The 15,894-nt window shown below is 68.3% G+C and carries 17 protein-coding genes; 8 read left to right on the forward strand and 9 right to left on the reverse strand.

Going from position 1 to position 15,894, the window contains the following annotated elements; all coding sequences use genetic code 11:
* Positions 1-53: 53 nt before the first annotated feature.
* From BM066_RS10790 to rpsF, 6 genes are all read right to left on the reverse strand, one after another.
* Entirely contained in the window at positions 54-749 is a 696-nt protein-coding gene (locus tag BM066_RS10790; RefSeq protein WP_089927447.1) for a MarC family protein, read from the reverse strand.
* Positions 750-821: 72 nt separating this feature from the next.
* Positions 822-2,354, reverse strand: a complete 1,533-nt coding sequence (locus BM066_RS10795; protein WP_089927452.1) for a replicative DNA helicase — start codon at positions 2,352-2,354, stop codon at positions 822-824.
* 165 nt (positions 2,355-2,519) lie between these two features.
* Positions 2,520-4,955, reverse strand: coding sequence for a TonB-dependent receptor plug domain-containing protein (locus BM066_RS10800; RefSeq protein ID WP_089927455.1), 2,436 nt, complete (start codon positions 4,953-4,955; stop codon positions 2,520-2,522).
* Between the two features lie 173 nt (positions 4,956-5,128).
* Complete coding sequence (gene rplI / locus BM066_RS10805) at positions 5,129-5,713, reverse strand: 50S ribosomal protein L9 (protein WP_089927458.1); 585 nt, start codon at positions 5,711-5,713, stop codon at positions 5,129-5,131.
* 13 nt (positions 5,714-5,726) lie between these two features.
* Positions 5,727-6,002: a 30S ribosomal protein S18 gene (rpsR, locus tag BM066_RS10810; RefSeq protein WP_029914647.1), complete on the reverse strand. Its 276-nt coding sequence runs from the start codon at positions 6,000-6,002 to the stop codon at positions 5,727-5,729.
* A 15-nt stretch (positions 6,003-6,017) separates the two neighbouring features.
* Positions 6,018-6,392, reverse strand: a complete 375-nt coding sequence (gene rpsF / locus BM066_RS10815) for a 30S ribosomal protein S6 (RefSeq protein WP_089927462.1) — start codon at positions 6,390-6,392, stop codon at positions 6,018-6,020.
* Positions 6,393-6,631: 239 nt separating this feature from the next.
* On the opposite strand from rpsF, the gene BM066_RS10820 reads away from it, so the two are divergent.
* Positions 6,632-7,177 (forward strand): DUF2059 domain-containing protein, encoded by a 546-nt coding sequence (locus tag BM066_RS10820; protein WP_218150904.1) that lies wholly within the window; start codon positions 6,632-6,634, stop codon positions 7,175-7,177.
* Between the two features lie 92 nt (positions 7,178-7,269).
* The gene (locus BM066_RS10825) at positions 7,270-7,917 is read left to right on the forward strand and encodes a hypothetical protein (RefSeq protein WP_089927561.1); all 648 of its coding nucleotides are present in this window, start codon (positions 7,270-7,272) and stop codon (positions 7,915-7,917) included.
* Positions 7,918-7,920: 3 nt separating this feature from the next.
* Here the strand turns inward: BM066_RS10825 and BM066_RS10830 are convergent, their stop codons facing one another.
* The 3 genes from BM066_RS10830 to BM066_RS10840 form a co-directional block, all read right to left on the reverse strand.
* On the reverse strand, positions 7,921-8,727 hold the full coding sequence (locus BM066_RS10830; RefSeq protein ID WP_089927466.1) for a sterol desaturase family protein: 807 nt from the start codon (positions 8,725-8,727) through the stop codon (positions 7,921-7,923).
* Positions 8,728-8,797: 70 nt separating this feature from the next.
* Complete coding sequence (locus BM066_RS10835; RefSeq protein WP_089927470.1) at positions 8,798-9,910, reverse strand: helix-turn-helix domain-containing protein; 1,113 nt, start codon at positions 9,908-9,910, stop codon at positions 8,798-8,800.
* 81 nt (positions 9,911-9,991) lie between these two features.
* On the reverse strand, positions 9,992-10,534 hold the full coding sequence (locus tag BM066_RS10840; RefSeq protein ID WP_089927472.1) for a peroxiredoxin: 543 nt from the start codon (positions 10,532-10,534) through the stop codon (positions 9,992-9,994).
* A gap of 124 nt (positions 10,535-10,658) precedes the next feature.
* Between BM066_RS10840 and BM066_RS10845 the strand changes: the two genes are divergently transcribed.
* The 6 genes from BM066_RS10845 (at position 10,659) to mltG (ending at position 15,893) form a co-directional block, all read left to right on the forward strand.
* Positions 10,659-11,138, forward strand: a complete 480-nt coding sequence (locus tag BM066_RS10845; protein ID WP_089927475.1) for a group II truncated hemoglobin — start codon at positions 10,659-10,661, stop codon at positions 11,136-11,138.
* Positions 11,139-11,204: 66 nt separating this feature from the next.
* Positions 11,205-12,149 (forward strand): ACP S-malonyltransferase, encoded by a 945-nt coding sequence (gene fabD, locus BM066_RS10850; RefSeq protein WP_089927477.1) that lies wholly within the window; start codon positions 11,205-11,207, stop codon positions 12,147-12,149.
* 19 nt (positions 12,150-12,168) lie between these two features.
* Positions 12,169-12,909: a 3-oxoacyl-[acyl-carrier-protein] reductase gene (fabG, locus tag BM066_RS10855; RefSeq protein ID WP_089927481.1), complete on the forward strand. Its 741-nt coding sequence runs from the start codon at positions 12,169-12,171 to the stop codon at positions 12,907-12,909.
* Between the two features lie 187 nt (positions 12,910-13,096).
* Positions 13,097-13,336, forward strand: a complete 240-nt coding sequence (locus tag BM066_RS10860) for an acyl carrier protein (RefSeq protein WP_007672577.1) — start codon at positions 13,097-13,099, stop codon at positions 13,334-13,336.
* 170 nt (positions 13,337-13,506) lie between these two features.
* Positions 13,507-14,787 carry a beta-ketoacyl-ACP synthase II gene (gene fabF, locus BM066_RS10865; protein ID WP_089927485.1) on the forward strand — a complete coding sequence of 427 codons (1,281 nt, stop codon included), beginning with the start codon at positions 13,507-13,509 and terminating at the stop codon, positions 14,785-14,787.
* Entirely contained in the window at positions 14,784-15,893 is a 1,110-nt protein-coding gene (gene mltG / locus BM066_RS10870) for an endolytic transglycosylase MltG (RefSeq protein ID WP_089927489.1), read from the forward strand. Before fabF ends, mltG begins: the two co-directional genes overlap by 4 nt.
* Position 15,894: the final 1 nt, after the last annotated feature.

Genomic DNA, 15,894 nt, shown 5'->3' on the forward strand with positions numbered 1-15,894 from the left:
GGCGGGACGTAGCCGAGCGCGCCGCCCGTGGCCAGTCCAGATGGCGAGGTCTTTCAGTGCAGGGGGCCGTGGCGGGCCAGAAAATCGCCGGCCAGGCTCTCGACGCCGCTGGCCAGGATCTGGACGCCGATGCACAGCAGCAGGAAGGCGACCAGGCGCGACATCACCCGGGCGCCCGAGACGCCGAGCAGGGCCATCACCCGGTCCGAAGCCCGGTAGAGGCCCCAGATCGACAGGGCCACCGCCACGGCGGCCAGGCTGGCGCCGAGGAAGAACGGGATCACCGTATGGCCGCCGGCCGGCCGCTGGGACGACAGGGCGATGGCCACGGCGATCGAGCCCGGCCCGGTCGTGAACGGCATGGTCAGCGGGAAGAAGGCGATGTCGTCGGTCTTGCGCTCGGCGGGGGAGGCGGCGTCGCTCTTGCGGTCCTCGTGCGCCTCGGGCTCCATCAGCAGGCCCCAGGCGCGGATCGCCACCACCAGGCCGCCGGCCACGCGCAGCGCGCCCAGGCTGACCCCGAAGAAGTTGAGGATGTAGCCGCCCAGCAGCAGCGATCCCAGCAGGATCAGCAGGGCGTTGACCGCGATCCGCAGGGCCAGCCGCCGTCGCTCTTGCGGCGTGCGGTCGGCCAGCACCTGGTGGAAGATCAGCGAGGCGCCGACCGGATTGACGATCGAGAACAGCGCCGGGAAGGCCAGCAGGAACGCGCCGACGACCGTGGACGTCGGCAGGGGATTGAACTCCATCAGGCGGCCTTGCAGGGAAACGGACCGGGCCACCCTGGCCCAGTCCGTCCGCCCCCGTCAAACGGCGTCGGCCTACTCGTCCGAGCCGCTGCGCATCTGGTGGAAATAGTGGTCGCGGGCCAGGTTGCCGAAACGGGTGGTGTCGCTGTTGAACGACAGGCGCACGGTGCCGATGGGGCCGTGACGCTGCTTGGCGATGATCACCTCGGCCAGGCCCTGCAGGCGGTCCATGTCCTCCTGCCATTGCAGGTGCTCGGGCGTGCCCTCGCGCGGCTCGGAGCGGCCGACATAATAGCTTTCGCGATAGACGAACCAGACCATGTCGGCGTCCTGCTCGATCGAGCCGGATTCGCGAAGGTCGGATAGCTGCGGACGCTTGTCCTCGCGCTGCTCGACTTGACGCGACAGCTGCGACAGGGCGATGACCGGGCAGGCCAGCTCCTTGGCCAGGGCCTTGAGGCCCATAGTGATCTGCGAGACTTCCTGCACCCGGCTGGCGTTGGACGACAGGTCCGAGCCGGTGACCAGCTGCAGGTAGTCGACGACGATCAGGTCCAGGCCCACCTGGCGCTTCAGGCGGCGAGCCCGCGCGGTCAGCTTGGCGATCGAGATGCCGCCGGTGGCGTCGATATAGAGCGGCGCCTCCTGCAGCTCGATGGCCGCGTCGCGCACCCGGCCGAACTCCGAGGCGTCGATCTCGCCCTTGCGGAGCTTGTCGCCCGACACCCCCGAGGCGTCGGCCAGCATCCGCAGGGCCAACTGCTCGGCGCTCATTTCCAGCGAGTAGAAGGCCACCACGCCGCCGCTGACGGTCTTCTTGGTGCCGTCCGGCTGGGGCTCCCAGGCGTATTTCTTGGCGATGTTGAAGGCGATGTTGGTGGCTAGCGCCGTCTTGCCCATCGACGGACGGCCGGCCAGCACGATCAGGTCTGAGGGGTGCAGGCCGCCGATCTTGGTGTCCAGGTCGATCAGGTCGGTCGAGACGCCCGACATGCCGCCGTCGCGGCTGTAGGCCTCGGCGGTCATCTCGACGGCGCCCCGCAGGGCCTCGCCGAAGCTGACGAAGCCCGAACTGGCCGTGCCGCTCTCGGCCAGGGTGTAGAGCTGCTGTTCGGCCGCCTCGATCTGGTCTCGGGCCGGCAGCTTGACGTCGTCCTTGCCGACGCCGCCGTGGGCGGTGGCCGCGATCTCGCCGCCGATGCGGATCAGGTCGCGGCGCAGGGCCAGGTCGAACACCGCGCGGGCGTAGTCGCCGACATTGGCGGCGGGCGGGGCGCGGTCGACCAGGTCGGCCAGATAGCGCAGGCCGCCCAGCTCCTCGAACGCCGGATCGTGCTTGAACTCGTCGGCCAGCAGGATCGGCTCGGCCAGCTGACCCTTGCGGATGTGGGTCTCGATCGAGCCGAACAATCGCTGGTGGAAGGGCTCGTAGAAATGCCGACCCTGCAGGCTGTCGGTCAGCCGCTCATAGGCCGCGTTGTCGTACAGCAACACGCCCAGCAGCGCCTGCTCGGCTTCCAGGTTGTGCGGTGCGACGGAGACGACGATGTCGCCCATCGGCGAGGGTGGGCGGAGGTCTAGAGCAGGGACGAGAGACATCGCCACAGGTTAACGCCAAGCCGGGTTTTTCGCGCGGACGCAGCGGGGCGCCGGCGAAGATGAACGGGGATATTCTGTGTATGTTCTGACCGCTCTCTGCGTCAGAAACGGACGCATGGAAACGGCGCGGGAATCGCTTCCCGCGCCGCTCCGATCTTCGCCCCGGGCGCTCTACCAGTTGTAGCTGACCCGGGCGTACAGGAACCGGCCGTTGAAGCCGAACGGCGAGTAGCTGGGGAAGCCGATCGACCCGCTGGGACTATTGATCAGGGCCGGGGTCTCGCGCGGATACTGGTCGAACAGGTTGTTGACGCCCAGGGCCAACCCCGCCGGGCCCAGCTTGTAGCGGCCTTCCAGGTCGACGATCGTGCGATGGCCGGTCTCGTAGTCCAGCGTCGGGTTGTTGTTGGGCACCAGGACGCTGTCGTAATAGGTCGCCTTGGCGGTGACGCCGAAGTCGCCCAGGCTCCAGTCGGTGTTGAACACAAACTTCTGGTTGGGCGTGCCTTCCTCGTAGGTCAGGACGTTGCCGCGGTCGAACAGGAACGGCGGCTGGCTGACATTGGTGATGGTCGGCAGGCTGGGGGTCTTTCGCACCTCGGTGCCGTTGAAGTTGGCGGCCACGGTGAAGTCGTAGCGACCGGCCGTCTCGGTCTCCAGCTTGTAGCGGCCGACAATGTCGACACCCCGGGTCCGGGTCTCGACGCCGTTCAGGAAGAAGCGCGCGGCGCTGACGCCGTAGCTCGACAGCAGGTTGGTGATCACCGTCGCCGTCGCCGCCGGGGTCGAGGGGTTGGGCAGGTTCTCCGACAGCACGATGCGGTCGTCGATGTCGATCTGGTAGGCGTCGATGGTCAGTTCGAACGGGCCGGTGTGAAAGACGATGCCGGCCGAATAGTTCATCGACTCCTCGGGCTTCAGCGGCTTGGCGCCCAGGGCCACGGCGATCGGGCTGTCGACGGTGAAGGTGCCGGACTCCACCAGGATCGAGCCCGTCGGGGTCGCGACGTTGTTGGTGGCGGTGTAGCTGAAGTACTGCTGCTGCAGGGCGGGCGCCTTGACGCCGCTGGAGATCGCCGCCCGGACGGCCAGGGCGTCATCGACGTCGAAGCGGGCCGCCAGCTTGCCGGTGACCTTCGAGCCGAAGTCCGAATAGTCCTCGTAGCGGGCGGCGGCGTCGAACGACAGGCGCTGGGTCAGCTTGCCTTCGAGGTCGACATAGGCGCTGACGTTGTGGCGCGACTTGTCGACGACGTTGGACGGGCGGAAGCCGCCAAAGCCCTGCGAGACCGGTGCGCCGGCCAGGGGACCCTTGCTGTAGGAGGCCGGCTCGCCCTCGTGCACCGCGAAGCCTTCCTCGCGGTACTCCAGGCCGAAGCCCAGGTTGGTCGGCTCGATCAGGCCCAGGTCGAAGCCCTTGCTCATGTTCAGATTGACCAGGAACTGGTCGTAGTCGAGCCCGCCGGCCTTGAACGTGCGGGGCGAGGCCGCGCCGTAGGTCGAGTTGATGGTGTTCTTGATCGTGTATTCGAGCTTGTTCTTGCCGTAGCTGACGCCCAGGTCGGTGGCGAAGCCGCCCAGGTCGCCCTTGATCCCGCCGGCGACGTTGTAGTCGTCGATCTCGGTGGCGATGATCGGCAGGAAGCCGCCCGGATAGACCGCCGGAACGTTGTTGGCGTTGTTGTAGGTCCGCGCCGTCGCGGCGGACTCCGTGTCGCGATGCTGATAGCCGCCATAGCCGTACAGCGACCAGGTCTCGTTCACCGGCAGTCCGGCGTTCAGATAGACCGCGCTGCTCTCCAGCTTGGGATCGCCATAGCGGCCCAGCACGACCGGATGGCCGTAATTGGGGGCCGAGGCCAGGTTGACATAGTCGGACCGGTTGGTCGGGTGGCGGTTCACATACTCGCCCATCACCGTCAGGAAGCCGTCCTTGCCCAGAGGCAGGCCCTGCCAGGCCGAGACCGACTGGGTCAGGCCGTCGTGGGCCTTGCGGCTGCCGCGAGCGGTGTCGACGTCGGTGTCGTAGATCCCGTAGTTGTAGGTCGCGCCGCCGCCGGTGCGGGCCTCGCGCAGGCGCAGGTTGATAACCCCGGCGATGGCGTCGGCGCCGTACTGCGCCGAGGCGCCGTCGCGCAGCACCTCCACCCGTTCGACCGCGACCGTCGGGATCGAGTTGAGGTCGAAGGCGGTCGAGCCGCGGCCGATCGAGCCGTTGATGTTGACCAGGGCGCCGACGTGGCCGCGCATGCCGTTGATCAGCACCAGGGTCTGGTCGGGCGCCAGGCCCCGCAGCGTGGCCGGACGCACGTGGTCGGTGCCGTCGGTGATGGCCGGACGCGGGAAGTCGATGGCCGGGGTCAGGTTCGAGAGGGCCTGGGCCAGTTCAGCGCCGCTGCCCTGGCGCGCCAAGGCCTGGCCGCCGATCACGTCGACCGGCGCTATGGTGTCCAGCCGCGTGCGACCCGGCGTGCGGGTGCCGGTGACGACCAGTTCCTCGACTTCGGTGGCCGCGGCGGGCTCTTGGGTTTGGGCGGCCGCGAAGGCCGGGAGTTGCAGCAGCGCTCCGGCCGAGACGGCGGCCAGCAGAAGATGACGACGGCGCATGTGGTTCGTTCCCCTACGTTTTGCGCGCTGCGTTTTCGCTTTGCGCGCGAGTGGTTCGCGCAGGAAAGCGCCCATTTGCACCTGTCGTAAACGAGTAATTTTCTGGGAACGGCCAAAGAAAAACGGCGCGGATCGCTCCGCGCCGTTTCCGATAGTTCAGGCTACTGAAGCGTTTAGGCTTCGTAGTGGTCGCCTTCGAAAGAACCGGCGCCGCCTTCGGCCATGTCTTGGGCGGCTTCGGCGTCAGCGGCGCGGTCTTCCTCGAACTGAGCGGCGATGACGTTCTCGCCGCGCGCTTGGCGGTCGGCTTCGTCCTGGCTGCGCGCGATGTTGAGGCTGACCGTGATGGTCACCTCGGCGTGCAGCTTCACCTTCACTTCGTGGACGCCCAGCGTCTTGATCGGCTTGTCGAGGACGATCATCGAGCGATCGACCTTGCCGCCTTCGGCCTTGATGGCGTCGGCGACGTCGCGGCCCGCGACCGAACCGTACAGCTGGCCGCTTTCGCCAGCTTGACGGATCATCACGTACTGCTTGCCGTCGAGACCTTCACCGGCCTTGCCGGCGTTCTCGCGGTTCTTGACGTTGCGGGCTTCGATCTCAGCGCGCTGATCTTCGAAGGTCTTCAGGTTGGCCGAGTTGGCGCGCAGGGCCTTGTGACGCGGCAGCAGGAAGTTACGGGCGAAGCCGTCCTTCACGGTGACCACGTCGCCGAGGACGCCGGTGCCTTCGACGCGTTCGAGCAGAATGACTTTCATCGTGGTGTCTCCCTTACTTCACGACGTAGGGGAGCAGAGCCAGGAAGCGGGCGCGCTTGATGGCCTTGGCCAGTTCGCGTTGCTTCTTGGCCGACACCGCGGTGATGCGCGACGGCACGATCTTGCCGCGTTCGGAGACGTAACGCTGCAGCAGCTTCACGTCCTTGTAGTCGATCTTCGGCGCGTTGGCGCCCGAGAACGGGCAGACCTTGCGGCGACGGAAGAACGGGCGGCGGGCGCCGCCGCCAGCGGCGGGCGCGCCGGCTTCGGGAGCAGTGGTGTCGGTCATGATCTCTCTTCTCCCTTACGCGGCGAAGTCTTCGCGCGGGCGCTCGGTGCGCTCGCCACGTTCGCGGTCGCGACGGGCCAGAACCGGCGACAGCTCCAGGTCCAGCTCTTCGACGCGGATGGTCATGAAGCGCAGCACGTCTTCATTGATCAGCAGCTGACGTTCCATCTCCTTCACGGCCGCGGCCGGAGCGTCGATGGCGAGCAGGGAGTAGTGGCCCTTGCGGTTCTTCTTGATGCGATAGGTGAGGTTACGCAGGCCCCAGTATTCGATCTTGGCGATGTGACCGCCATTTTCTTCCAGGAGAGCCTTGAGTTGCTCGTTCAGAGCTTCGGCCTGTTGCGGCGAGATGTCCTGCCGCGCGATGACCACGTGTTCGTAGAACGCCATGTTTTCCTTCTTCCGGCTTGGAAGGCGGCGCGGGCGACGGCGGAAGTCCGGCGGCCACGATGGATCCTGCATGCCGAGCGGGGAAATCCCGACCCTTGAGGGGCTGCGTGCAAGACCGCCATCCGTGAGAGGGCGCGCTAATACAGGAAAGGGCGCGCGAGCACAAGTCGCGGAGCAGGCTTGCATCCCTGGGTAGCTCTGGGGCAAGGATGAGGCGGAGCTGTTGTGGGGGAAACATCATGAAGCGTCTCGCCGTTCTCGCCGCCGCAGCGGCCCTGTGTCTGACGGGCGGCGCGGCCCAGGCCCGGCAGGCGTCGCCGCCGGCCGCCGCCGCGTCCAAGGCCACGCCCGAAACCCGCGCCCTGGCGGCCCGCTATTTCGAGGCGATCCACTACGACAAGCTGCTGGGCCAGATGATGGACCAGATGATCCCGGTCATGGTCCAGACCTTGCGCACGCAGACCCCGTCGCTGACCGACGAGCAAAGCCGCCTGGTCAGCGAGACCGTCATCGAGTCCACGCGCGAGATGACCGACAAGATGAAGGCGCCCATGATCGACGCCGTGGCCGAGGTCTTCACCGAGCAGGAGCTGCGCGAGTTGGTGGCCTTCTATGAGGCGCCCACCGGCCAGGCCCTGATCGCCAAGACGCCCGAGCTCACCCAGAAGATGATGGCCCAGATGCCCGCGATCATGGCCGAAATGCAGGGCAAGATGTTGCAGAAGCTTTGCGCCAAGGTGTCCTGCGCCGCCCCTCCGCCGGCTCCCAAGGCGACGAAGTCCTGACCCCGCCTGGAAAACAGGCTGTCGAACAACTGTCATATAAATTAGGCGGCGCAAGGCTTCAGCCTGGCACCGCCTTGTGCTATCGGGCTTTCATGGGGTGCAGGACGACCTTCCTGATCGCGGCCTTGCTGACCGCCGCCGCGGCGCCGGCGACGGCGGGCGACATCGTGCGCAAGCCGGACCTGGCGGTCTGGGGCGCCGACGGCCATTTTCAGGGCTATTCGGCCGCCCAGACGCTGGACCTTTCGACCGACGCCGAGAAGGCGACCTTCACCGCCAAGGTGGCCGGCGGCCTCAATGACCCGACCTACAATTTCGACCTCAACCTGAACCAGAAGCCTGACGAGCACGTCGCGGCCAACCGGACGGTCGGGGTGGGCGCGTCCTGGAACGCCCGCGAGGCGGCGATCCGCTCGTCCCTGGCCCGGTCGTTCGGCTTCGGCCTGCTGCCCAAGGCCAACTATGTGCGGCTATCGATGGACATGAACGCCTCCCAGCCGGTCTATCTGCGCGGACGCACGCCGGTCACCCGGGCCAATGTGCGTTCCGAACTGACCCTGGATGGCCGCCCGGTCGCCTCGATCGCCGTCGGCGGCGGCACCCAGGGCGACGAGGGCGTCGACTTCAGCCTGACCCGGCCGTTCGACATCCCCGCCGAGTTCACCGTCAGCCTGCGGGCCGCCGACGAGCGGGTCCAGGACGGCCGGCTGATGGTCAAGCTGGTCCGCACCACCTGGTAGGCCTCAGGCGGCTTCCGCCGCCCTGGTCTCCGCCGCCTCCCGCCGGGGATGCCGCACGGCCTGGGCGAACCGCTCCAGATAGCGCGGGTTCTCGGTGCCCATCATCCGATCCCACCAGGTGAAATACAGCCCGTAGTTCCAGCCGGCCTGGGCGTGGTGCAGGTCGTGATGGGTGACGGTCGTCAGCCAGGGCAGCAGCGGGCGGCCGTCGCGCGTGGCCGGAAACAGCTCGTAGCCGCTATGGCCCAAGGTGTTGCGGACGATCTGGTGCAACATGAACAGGCCGACCACCGGCCACTGGGTGGGCACGATCAGCATCCACAGCGGCACGAACAGCGCGTTGATCGCCGCCTCGCCCAGGTCGAAGCTGTATGCGGTGAAGGGCGAGGGGCTGTTGGACCGGTGATGGCGGCGGTGGAAGGCGCGGAACAGCCGTCGGTTGTGGATCAGCCGGTGCGTCCAGTAGAACCACGCGTCGTGGGCGACGATCATCAGGCCCAGGCTGGCCCATGACCAGACCGGCCCCAGCGCGCGGGCGATATGCGGGCCAGGCATCAGGCCGGCGTGGAACAGGCCGAAGCTCAACAGGCCGATCGTCGAGAAGATCATGATCGAGCGGATCGAGCAGGCGAACTCGGTCAGCAGTTGGCGCACGGGCGGTCGGCCCTCTCGGATCTTGCGGCCGGCCAGCGGGACGGCCAGCACGACCCAAAGCGCCAGCCAGACCCCGATCGCGAAGATCACGTAGCGGCCGACGTCGATGACCGTGGCGCGCAGCCAGTTTTCGGCGAAGGGGAGCAGGAACGACATGGATTGTCCTCGAATGAGCGATGTCCCGAGGAAGACGCGGCCGCCGCCGTCCGTCGCGCCGATCGCGAAATCAGGCGGTCTTGTCGGCTTTCGGCGAAGCATCGCCGGTTTCGATCAGCCTCACCCGCGCGGGGACGGGCGTGTTGGCGGTCCGCCATTCGGTCGGCGTGACGCCGGCGGCGGCCCGGAAAGCGCGGTTGAACGGTCCCAGCGAGGCGAAGCCCAGGTCGTAGGCGATGGTCGAGATCGACTTCAGGGCTAGGTCCGGCGAGGCGAGGGCGGCCTTGGCCGCTTCGATGCGCCGACCGTTGACGTAGTCGGCGAAGTTGCGATGGCCCAGCACGCCGTTGATCAGCCGGCGCAGGCGGTGCTCGGGCGCGCCGACCAGGGCCGCCAGGGCGCTGATCGACAGGTCCTCGCCGCGCCAGACCTCGTCCTCGTCCATGGCGGTCGCCAGCCGGGCCAGGACCAGGCGGTCGGCGGGGGTCAGGTCCATGACGGGAGCGGGCGAGGGCGGCGCCGCCGCGTCGGCCGGCGGGGTCACGACCAGCAGCGGTTCGGCGCGCAGCAGGGCGGCGGAGGCGGCGGTCGCCAAGGCGGCCAGGGCCACGGCCTGCAGCAGGCTCGAGGCGGGCAGGCCCGGCAGCCCGCCGATCCAGGCCATGTCCCGCAGGCTGAGCAGCAGGATGTAGCCGGCCGCGGCGATCATCACCGGCCCGCGAAGCCGGCGGCGCTGGACCACCAGGTCACCGCGCCAGCCGCGCCAGATCATCAGCAGGGCGTGGGCCACCAGTCCGACCGAGGCCAGGTTGAAGGCCAGCCAGAACGGCTTGCAGATCGCCGGCGGCATGGACCGGGCCAGGGCCCACAGCGCCACCAGCCCGACGGCGGGCCACAGGCGGTGGGGCGAAAAGCGCCGCTCGTCGGTGAACAGCGCGTAGGCCAGGGTCCAGAACAGGCCGGTGGTGGCCACCGACAGGACGCAGACGACCAGCGGCGCCACGGCCACGCCGCCCGGCCGGTAGCCCTCGATCACATGGGCGATGGCGCAGGCGAAGAACAGGCCGCCGACCCAGCGGGCCGGCGTCGTGCGCCGGTCCAGCACCAGGGCCAGGCCCGTGACCGCGAAGCCGCCGATGGCGATTCCGCGCGCCAGGATCTCGAGAAGGATCGTATCGACCATGGCCGTGATCCTAGGCGGGGCGCGCGCGGACCGCTCCGATCCGCGCGCGCCGATTTCGCAATTGGCTGGCCGAAACCGGAATTACTTCCGCTTTCCGGCCTTGTAGGCCTTCACCGCGTCCATCGTCTGGGCGACGTGGCCCTGGAAGTTCAGGTCGCTGTAGGCCAGCAGGATCTTGCCGCCGGGGGCGATCACGTACGAAGTGCGGTTGGACAGGTTGTCCTTCATCGGCAGCACCACGTCGTAGGTCTTGATCAGGTCGGCGTTGGCGGCGGCCACCGCGAACTTGTCGCGGCAGTGCTCCTTGGAGAAGTCCTTGATGCGCGCGACATTGCCGCCGGTGACGCCGATCACCGTCGCGCCCAGCTTTTCGAACTCTGGCGTCGCCTCGGCGAATTCGTGGGCCTCGGCCGTGCAGCCCGAGGTGTAGGCGGCCGGGAAGAAGTACAGCACCACGGGACCCTTCTTCAGCGCCTTGGACAGGGTGAAGGAAAAGTCCTTGCCGGCCAGGGCGGCGGGGGCGGTGAAGTCCGGGGCCTTGTCGCCGACCTTCAGGGCGGCCAGGGCGGGGGAGGCGGCCGTCAGGGCGGCGCAGAGGGCGAGACCGGTGAGCAGGCGTTGCATGCATAGGCTCCAGGGGAAGGCGAGGGCGCAGCCAGCTGCGTCGTGATTTCAATAACGCCATTCTTCCGGCTTCCAAACGTCAACCTGCGCCCTTAAGTCCGAAGGCTGAAACAGGGAGGCGACCATGGCGCTCGGTGAGACGGAAATCCCAACCCTGGCGGCCTGGGCGGGCGGACCGGAGCGTTTCCGGGCGCTGTTCGAGGCCTTCTACGCCGCCGTGCCGAACGATCCGGTGCTGGCGCCGGTGTTCGCCGGCATGAACCCGCGCCACGCCGAGCACGTGGCCGCCTTCGTCACCGAGGTGTTTGGCGGGCCCAAGGCCTATACCGAAGCCGGCGGCGGCCACGCCGCGATGATCGGCCATCACCTGGGACGCCACCTGACCGAGGAACAGCGTCGCGCCTGGGTCTCGCTGATGCTGGACACCGCCGACGCCGTCGGCTTGCCGGCGGATCCGGAGTTCCGCGCCGCCTTCGTCGGCTACCTGGAATGGGGCACGCGGCTGGCGGTGATCAACTCGGCCCCGGGCGTCGAGGCGCCGACCGACGATCCGCCGATGCCGGCCTGGGGCTGGGGGCCGCCGGGCGGGCCGTGGCTGGGCTGACTTGCCGCCTTGCGTTCGATGGCCTAACCCTCCGCGCCTGAATCTATAGAAAGAGGCGCGGGCTTCATGAGCATCGCTTTCATTTTCCCGGGGCAGGGCAGCCAGACGGTCGGCATGGGCGCCGATCTCGCTCAGGCCTTCGCCGCCGCCCGCGAGGTCTTCCAGGAGGTCGACGACGCCCTGGGCCAGACGCTGTTCAAGCTGATGAGCGAGGGCCCCGAGGGCGACCTGACCCTGACCGAGAACGCCCAGCCGGCCCTGATGGCCGTCAGCCTGGCCGTGACTCGCGTGCTGGAAAAGGAGTTCGGCGTCGGGATCGACAAGGCCGCCTTCGTGGCCGGCCACAGCCTGGGCGAATACAGCGCTCTGGCGGCCGCCGGCGCCATCACCCTGGCCGACACCGCCCGGCTGCTGAAGCTGCGCGGCCAGGCCATGCAGCGCGCCGTGCCGGTGGGCGAGGGGGCGATGGCCTCGCTGATCGGTCCCAAGACCGACCTGGCCCTGGCCGAAGCGGCCGCGGCGGCGGGTTCCGAGGTCGGCGTCTGCGTGGTGGCCAACGACAACAACAACGGCAATGTGGTGATCTCCGGCGCCAAGGCCGCCGTCGACAAGGCCATCGAAAAGGCTAAGGAGCTGGGCGCGCGGGCCATTCCGCTGAACGTCTCGGCCCCGTTCCACTGCCCGCTGATGCAGCCGGCGGCCGACGAGATGGCCGAAGCGCTTTCGAGGACCACCATCGTCGCCCCGCGCGCCCCGCTGGTGGCCAATGTCACCGCCGCCCCGGTCCACGATCCCGACGTCATCCGCAAGCTGCTGGTCGAGCAGGTCACCGGCCGCGTCCGCTGGCGCGAGAGCATGACCTGGCTGGCCGGCGAGGGCGGCGTCACCCGCTTCGCCGAGGCCGGCGCGGGCAAGGTGCTGTCGGGCATGGCCAAGCGCATCGCGCCGGACGCCGAGGCCGTTCCCCTGAACAGCCCAGCCGACCTCGAAGCCTTCGCCAAGTCGCTCTAATTTCCTAGGAACACGGATCATGTTCGATCTCACCGGCAAGACCGCCCTCGTCACCGGCGCCACGGGCGGCATCGGCGGCGCCATCGCCAAGGCCCTGCACGCGCAGGGCGCCCATGTGGTGCTCTCTGGCACCCGCGAATCGGCCCTGGCCGAGCTGAAGGCCCAGTTCGGCGAGCGCGTCTCGACCGTGGCGGCGAATCTGTCGGACGCCGCGGCCGTCGACGGCCTGGTCAGCAAGGCCGAGGAGGCCGCCGGCGCGCCGCTGGACATCGTGATCGCCAACGCGGGCATCACCCGCGACGGCCTGATCGTCCGCATGAAGGACGAGGACTGGGACACCGTGATCAAGGTGAACCTGGAAAGCTATTTCCGCCTGGCCCGCGCCGCCGCCAAGGGCATGATGAAGCGCCGTTCGGGCCGGATCATCGGCATCACCTCGATCGTCGGCGTCACCGGCAATCCGGGCCAGACCAACTACGCCGCCTCGAAGGCCGGCATGATCGGCTTCTCCAAAGCCCTGGCTCAGGAGCTGGCCAGCCGCAACGTCACCGTCAACTGCGTGGCGCCCGGCTTCATCGCCAGCCCGATGACTGACGCCCTGAACGAACAGCAGCGGGCCGGCATCCTGTCGACCATCCCCGCCGGCCGCCTGGGCGAAGGGAGCGATATCGCCGCCGCGTGCGTTTACCTCGCCAGTGACCAGGGCGGCTACGTCACGGGTCAGACCTTGCACGTCAACGGCGGCATGGTCATGATCTGACGCGTCGTCTTTTCCTGGGCTCCTCGCCTTTCTGCTTGGAAAGACGAAAGCCCACATTTCTATCCGGACGTGCCGCTAGTCACTCGAAAAAGAACGTGATAGGCGGTGGCCCGACAATTCCCGTGGGTGGTGAAGGTTCGCCCCGCCGTCCACGGAACTGCAAGATTCAAAACGAGGGACTAACAGAATGTCCGACATTCTCGAGCGCGTGCGTAAGATCGTCATCGAGCACCTGGACGCCGATCCGGAAAAGGTCACCGAAAAGGCCAGCTTCATCGACGACCTGGGCGCCGACAGCCTCGACAACGTCGAGCTGGTCATGGCGTTCGAAGAAGAATTCGACATCGAAATTCCGGATGACGCCGCCGAGCACATCCAGACCGTCGGTGACGCCGTGAAGTTCATCACGGAAAAGACCGGCGCCTAAGGCGTCGGGTTCGCGTATTTCAGCGAACGGAACTATCAACCGCCGCGTTGCACGGGCTCTTGCCATCGTGCGCGCGGCGGTTTTCGTATGTGGCCGAGATTCGCGGTCGGGGGGCTGTCCGAGTCGTCGCCATCCCCATATGTCCGCGATGCGAAGGTTGGGAGTGATCCATGCGTAGAGTCGTCGTCACCGGGCTTGGCCTCCTGACCCCTCTGGGTCAGGGCGTCGATGTCACCTGGAAGAACATCCTGGCCGGCAAGTCCGGCGCGAACCGGATCTCGTCCTTCGACCCGACGGAATATGCCTGCCAGGTGGCCTGCGAAGTGCCGCGCGTCGACGGCCGCGGCGGCGGCGGCCCGGACGTCGAGGGCGCGTTCAATCCCGACCTGACCATGAGCCCGCGCGACCAGAAGCGCGTCGACGACTTCATCCTGTACGGCATCGCCGCCGCGGACGAGGCCGTGAAGGATTCGGGTTGGGTCCCGCAGACCGAGGAAGACAAGTACCGGACCGGGGTGATCCTGGGTTCGGGCATCGGCGGCCTGTCGACGATCGCCGACACCGCCCTGGAGCTGGAGGCCAAGGGCCCGCGCCGGGTCAGTCCGTTCTTCATCTCCTCGGCCCTGATCAACCTGATCTCGGGCCAGGTCTCGATCCGCTACGGCTTCAAGGGTCCCAACCACGCCGTGGTCACCGCCTGCGCCACCGGCGCCCACGCCATCGGCGACGCCACCCGGCTGATCAAGTATGGCGACGCCGACGTGATGATCGCCGGCGGTGCCGAAGCGGCCGTCTGCAAGGTCGGCATGGCCGGCTTCATCGCCTGCCGCGCCGTGGCCACCGCCTTCAACGACACGCCCGAAAAGGCCTCGCGCCCCTACGACAAGGACCGCGACGGCTTCGTGATGGGCGAGGGCGCCGGCGTCGTCGTCCTGGAGGAGTACGAGCACGCCAAGGCGCGCGGGGCCAAGATCTATGCCGAGGTCATCGGCTACGGCCTGTCGGGCGACGCCTATCACATCACCGCTCCGTCGGAAGACGGCGACGGCGGCTTCCGGGCCCTGTCGGCGGCGGTCAGGGACGCGGGCATCGCCCCGTCGGAGATCGACTATGTCAACGCCCACGGCACCTCGACCATGGCCGACGGCATCGAGGCCGGGGCCGTCGAGCGTTTCCTGGGCGACCACGCCAAGAACGTGGTGATGTCGTCGACCAAGTCGATGACCGGCCACCTACTGGGCGCGGCCGGCGCGATCGAGGCGATCTTCTCGGTCCTGGCCATCCGCGACCAGATCGCCCCGCCGACCATCAACCTGGACAATCCGGACGTGAACGTCGCCATGAACCTGGCGCCGAACAAGGCCGTGCCGCACAAGATCGACGTGGCGGTGTCCAACAGCTTCGGCTTCGGCGGCACCAACGCCTCCGTCGTGTTCCGCAAAGTCTCGTGAGCCGCAAGCCCTCGCCCCAACGCCGCGCTCCGCGCCCGGCTCAGAAGACCGGGGCTCCCCGCAAGGCCAATCCGCGCCGGCGCGAGACCGCGCCGGTCGGACGCCGCATCGCCGCCATGGGCGGGGGTCTGCTGACCATGCTGGGCCTGGCCGCCCTGGTGGTCGTGCTGGGCGCGGTGTGGATCTACCAGGGGCCGGGCCCGGCCGCGCGGTCGGGCGACCAGACGACCGTCGTCCTGCGGCGCGGGGCCAGCCTGCCCGAGATCGCCTCCAGCCTGGAGCAGGCGGGGGTGATCCGCTCGTCCTCGCTGTTCCTGACCGCCGCCCAGACCACCGGCGCGGCGCGCAAGCTGAAGGCCGGCGAGTATGAATTCGCCTCCCACGCCTCGCTGCGGCAGGTGCTGGCCAAGATCCGCGACGGCAAGATCGTCCGCCACCAGGTGACCATCGCCGAGGGCCTGACCTCGGACATGGTGGTCGACATCCTGATGCGCGCGCCCGAGCTGACCGGCACGGTCCCGACCCCGCCGGAGGGCTCGGTCCTGCCCGAGACCTACCAGGTCCAGCGCGGCGAGGACCGGGCGGCGGTGCTGCAGCGGATGATGGACGATCGCGACGCCCTGCTCGACAAGCTGTGGGCCCAGCGCCAGCCGGGCCTGCCGTTCGAGACCAAGGACCAGGCCGTGACCCTGGCCTCGATCGTCGAGAAGGAGACGGGCCTGGCCCGCGAGCGCCCGCACGTGGCGGCGGTGTTCATCAATCGCCTGCGCCAGGGCGTCCGCCTTGGCAGCGACCCGACGATCATCTACGGCCTGACCCGCGGGCGGCCGCTGGGCCGGGGCATCCTGCAGTCGGAACTGCAGCGCGAGACGCCGTACAACACCTATCTGATCACCGGCCTGCCGCCGACCCCGATCGCCAATCCGGGCAAGGCCGCCCTGGAGGCGGTGCTCAATCCGATGAAAAGCGACGACCTCTATTTCGTCGCCGACGGCACGGGCGGCCACGTCTTCGCCTCGACCTACGAGGCGCACGAGCGCAATGTCGCCAAGTGGCGGCAGGTCGAGCGATCGAAGGCGGCCAAGACCCCGCTTTCCGGAGGCTAGG

Source organism: Caulobacter sp. UNC279MFTsu5.1, assembly GCF_900114015.1.
Classification (GTDB): Bacteria; Pseudomonadota; Alphaproteobacteria; order Caulobacterales; family Caulobacteraceae; genus Caulobacter.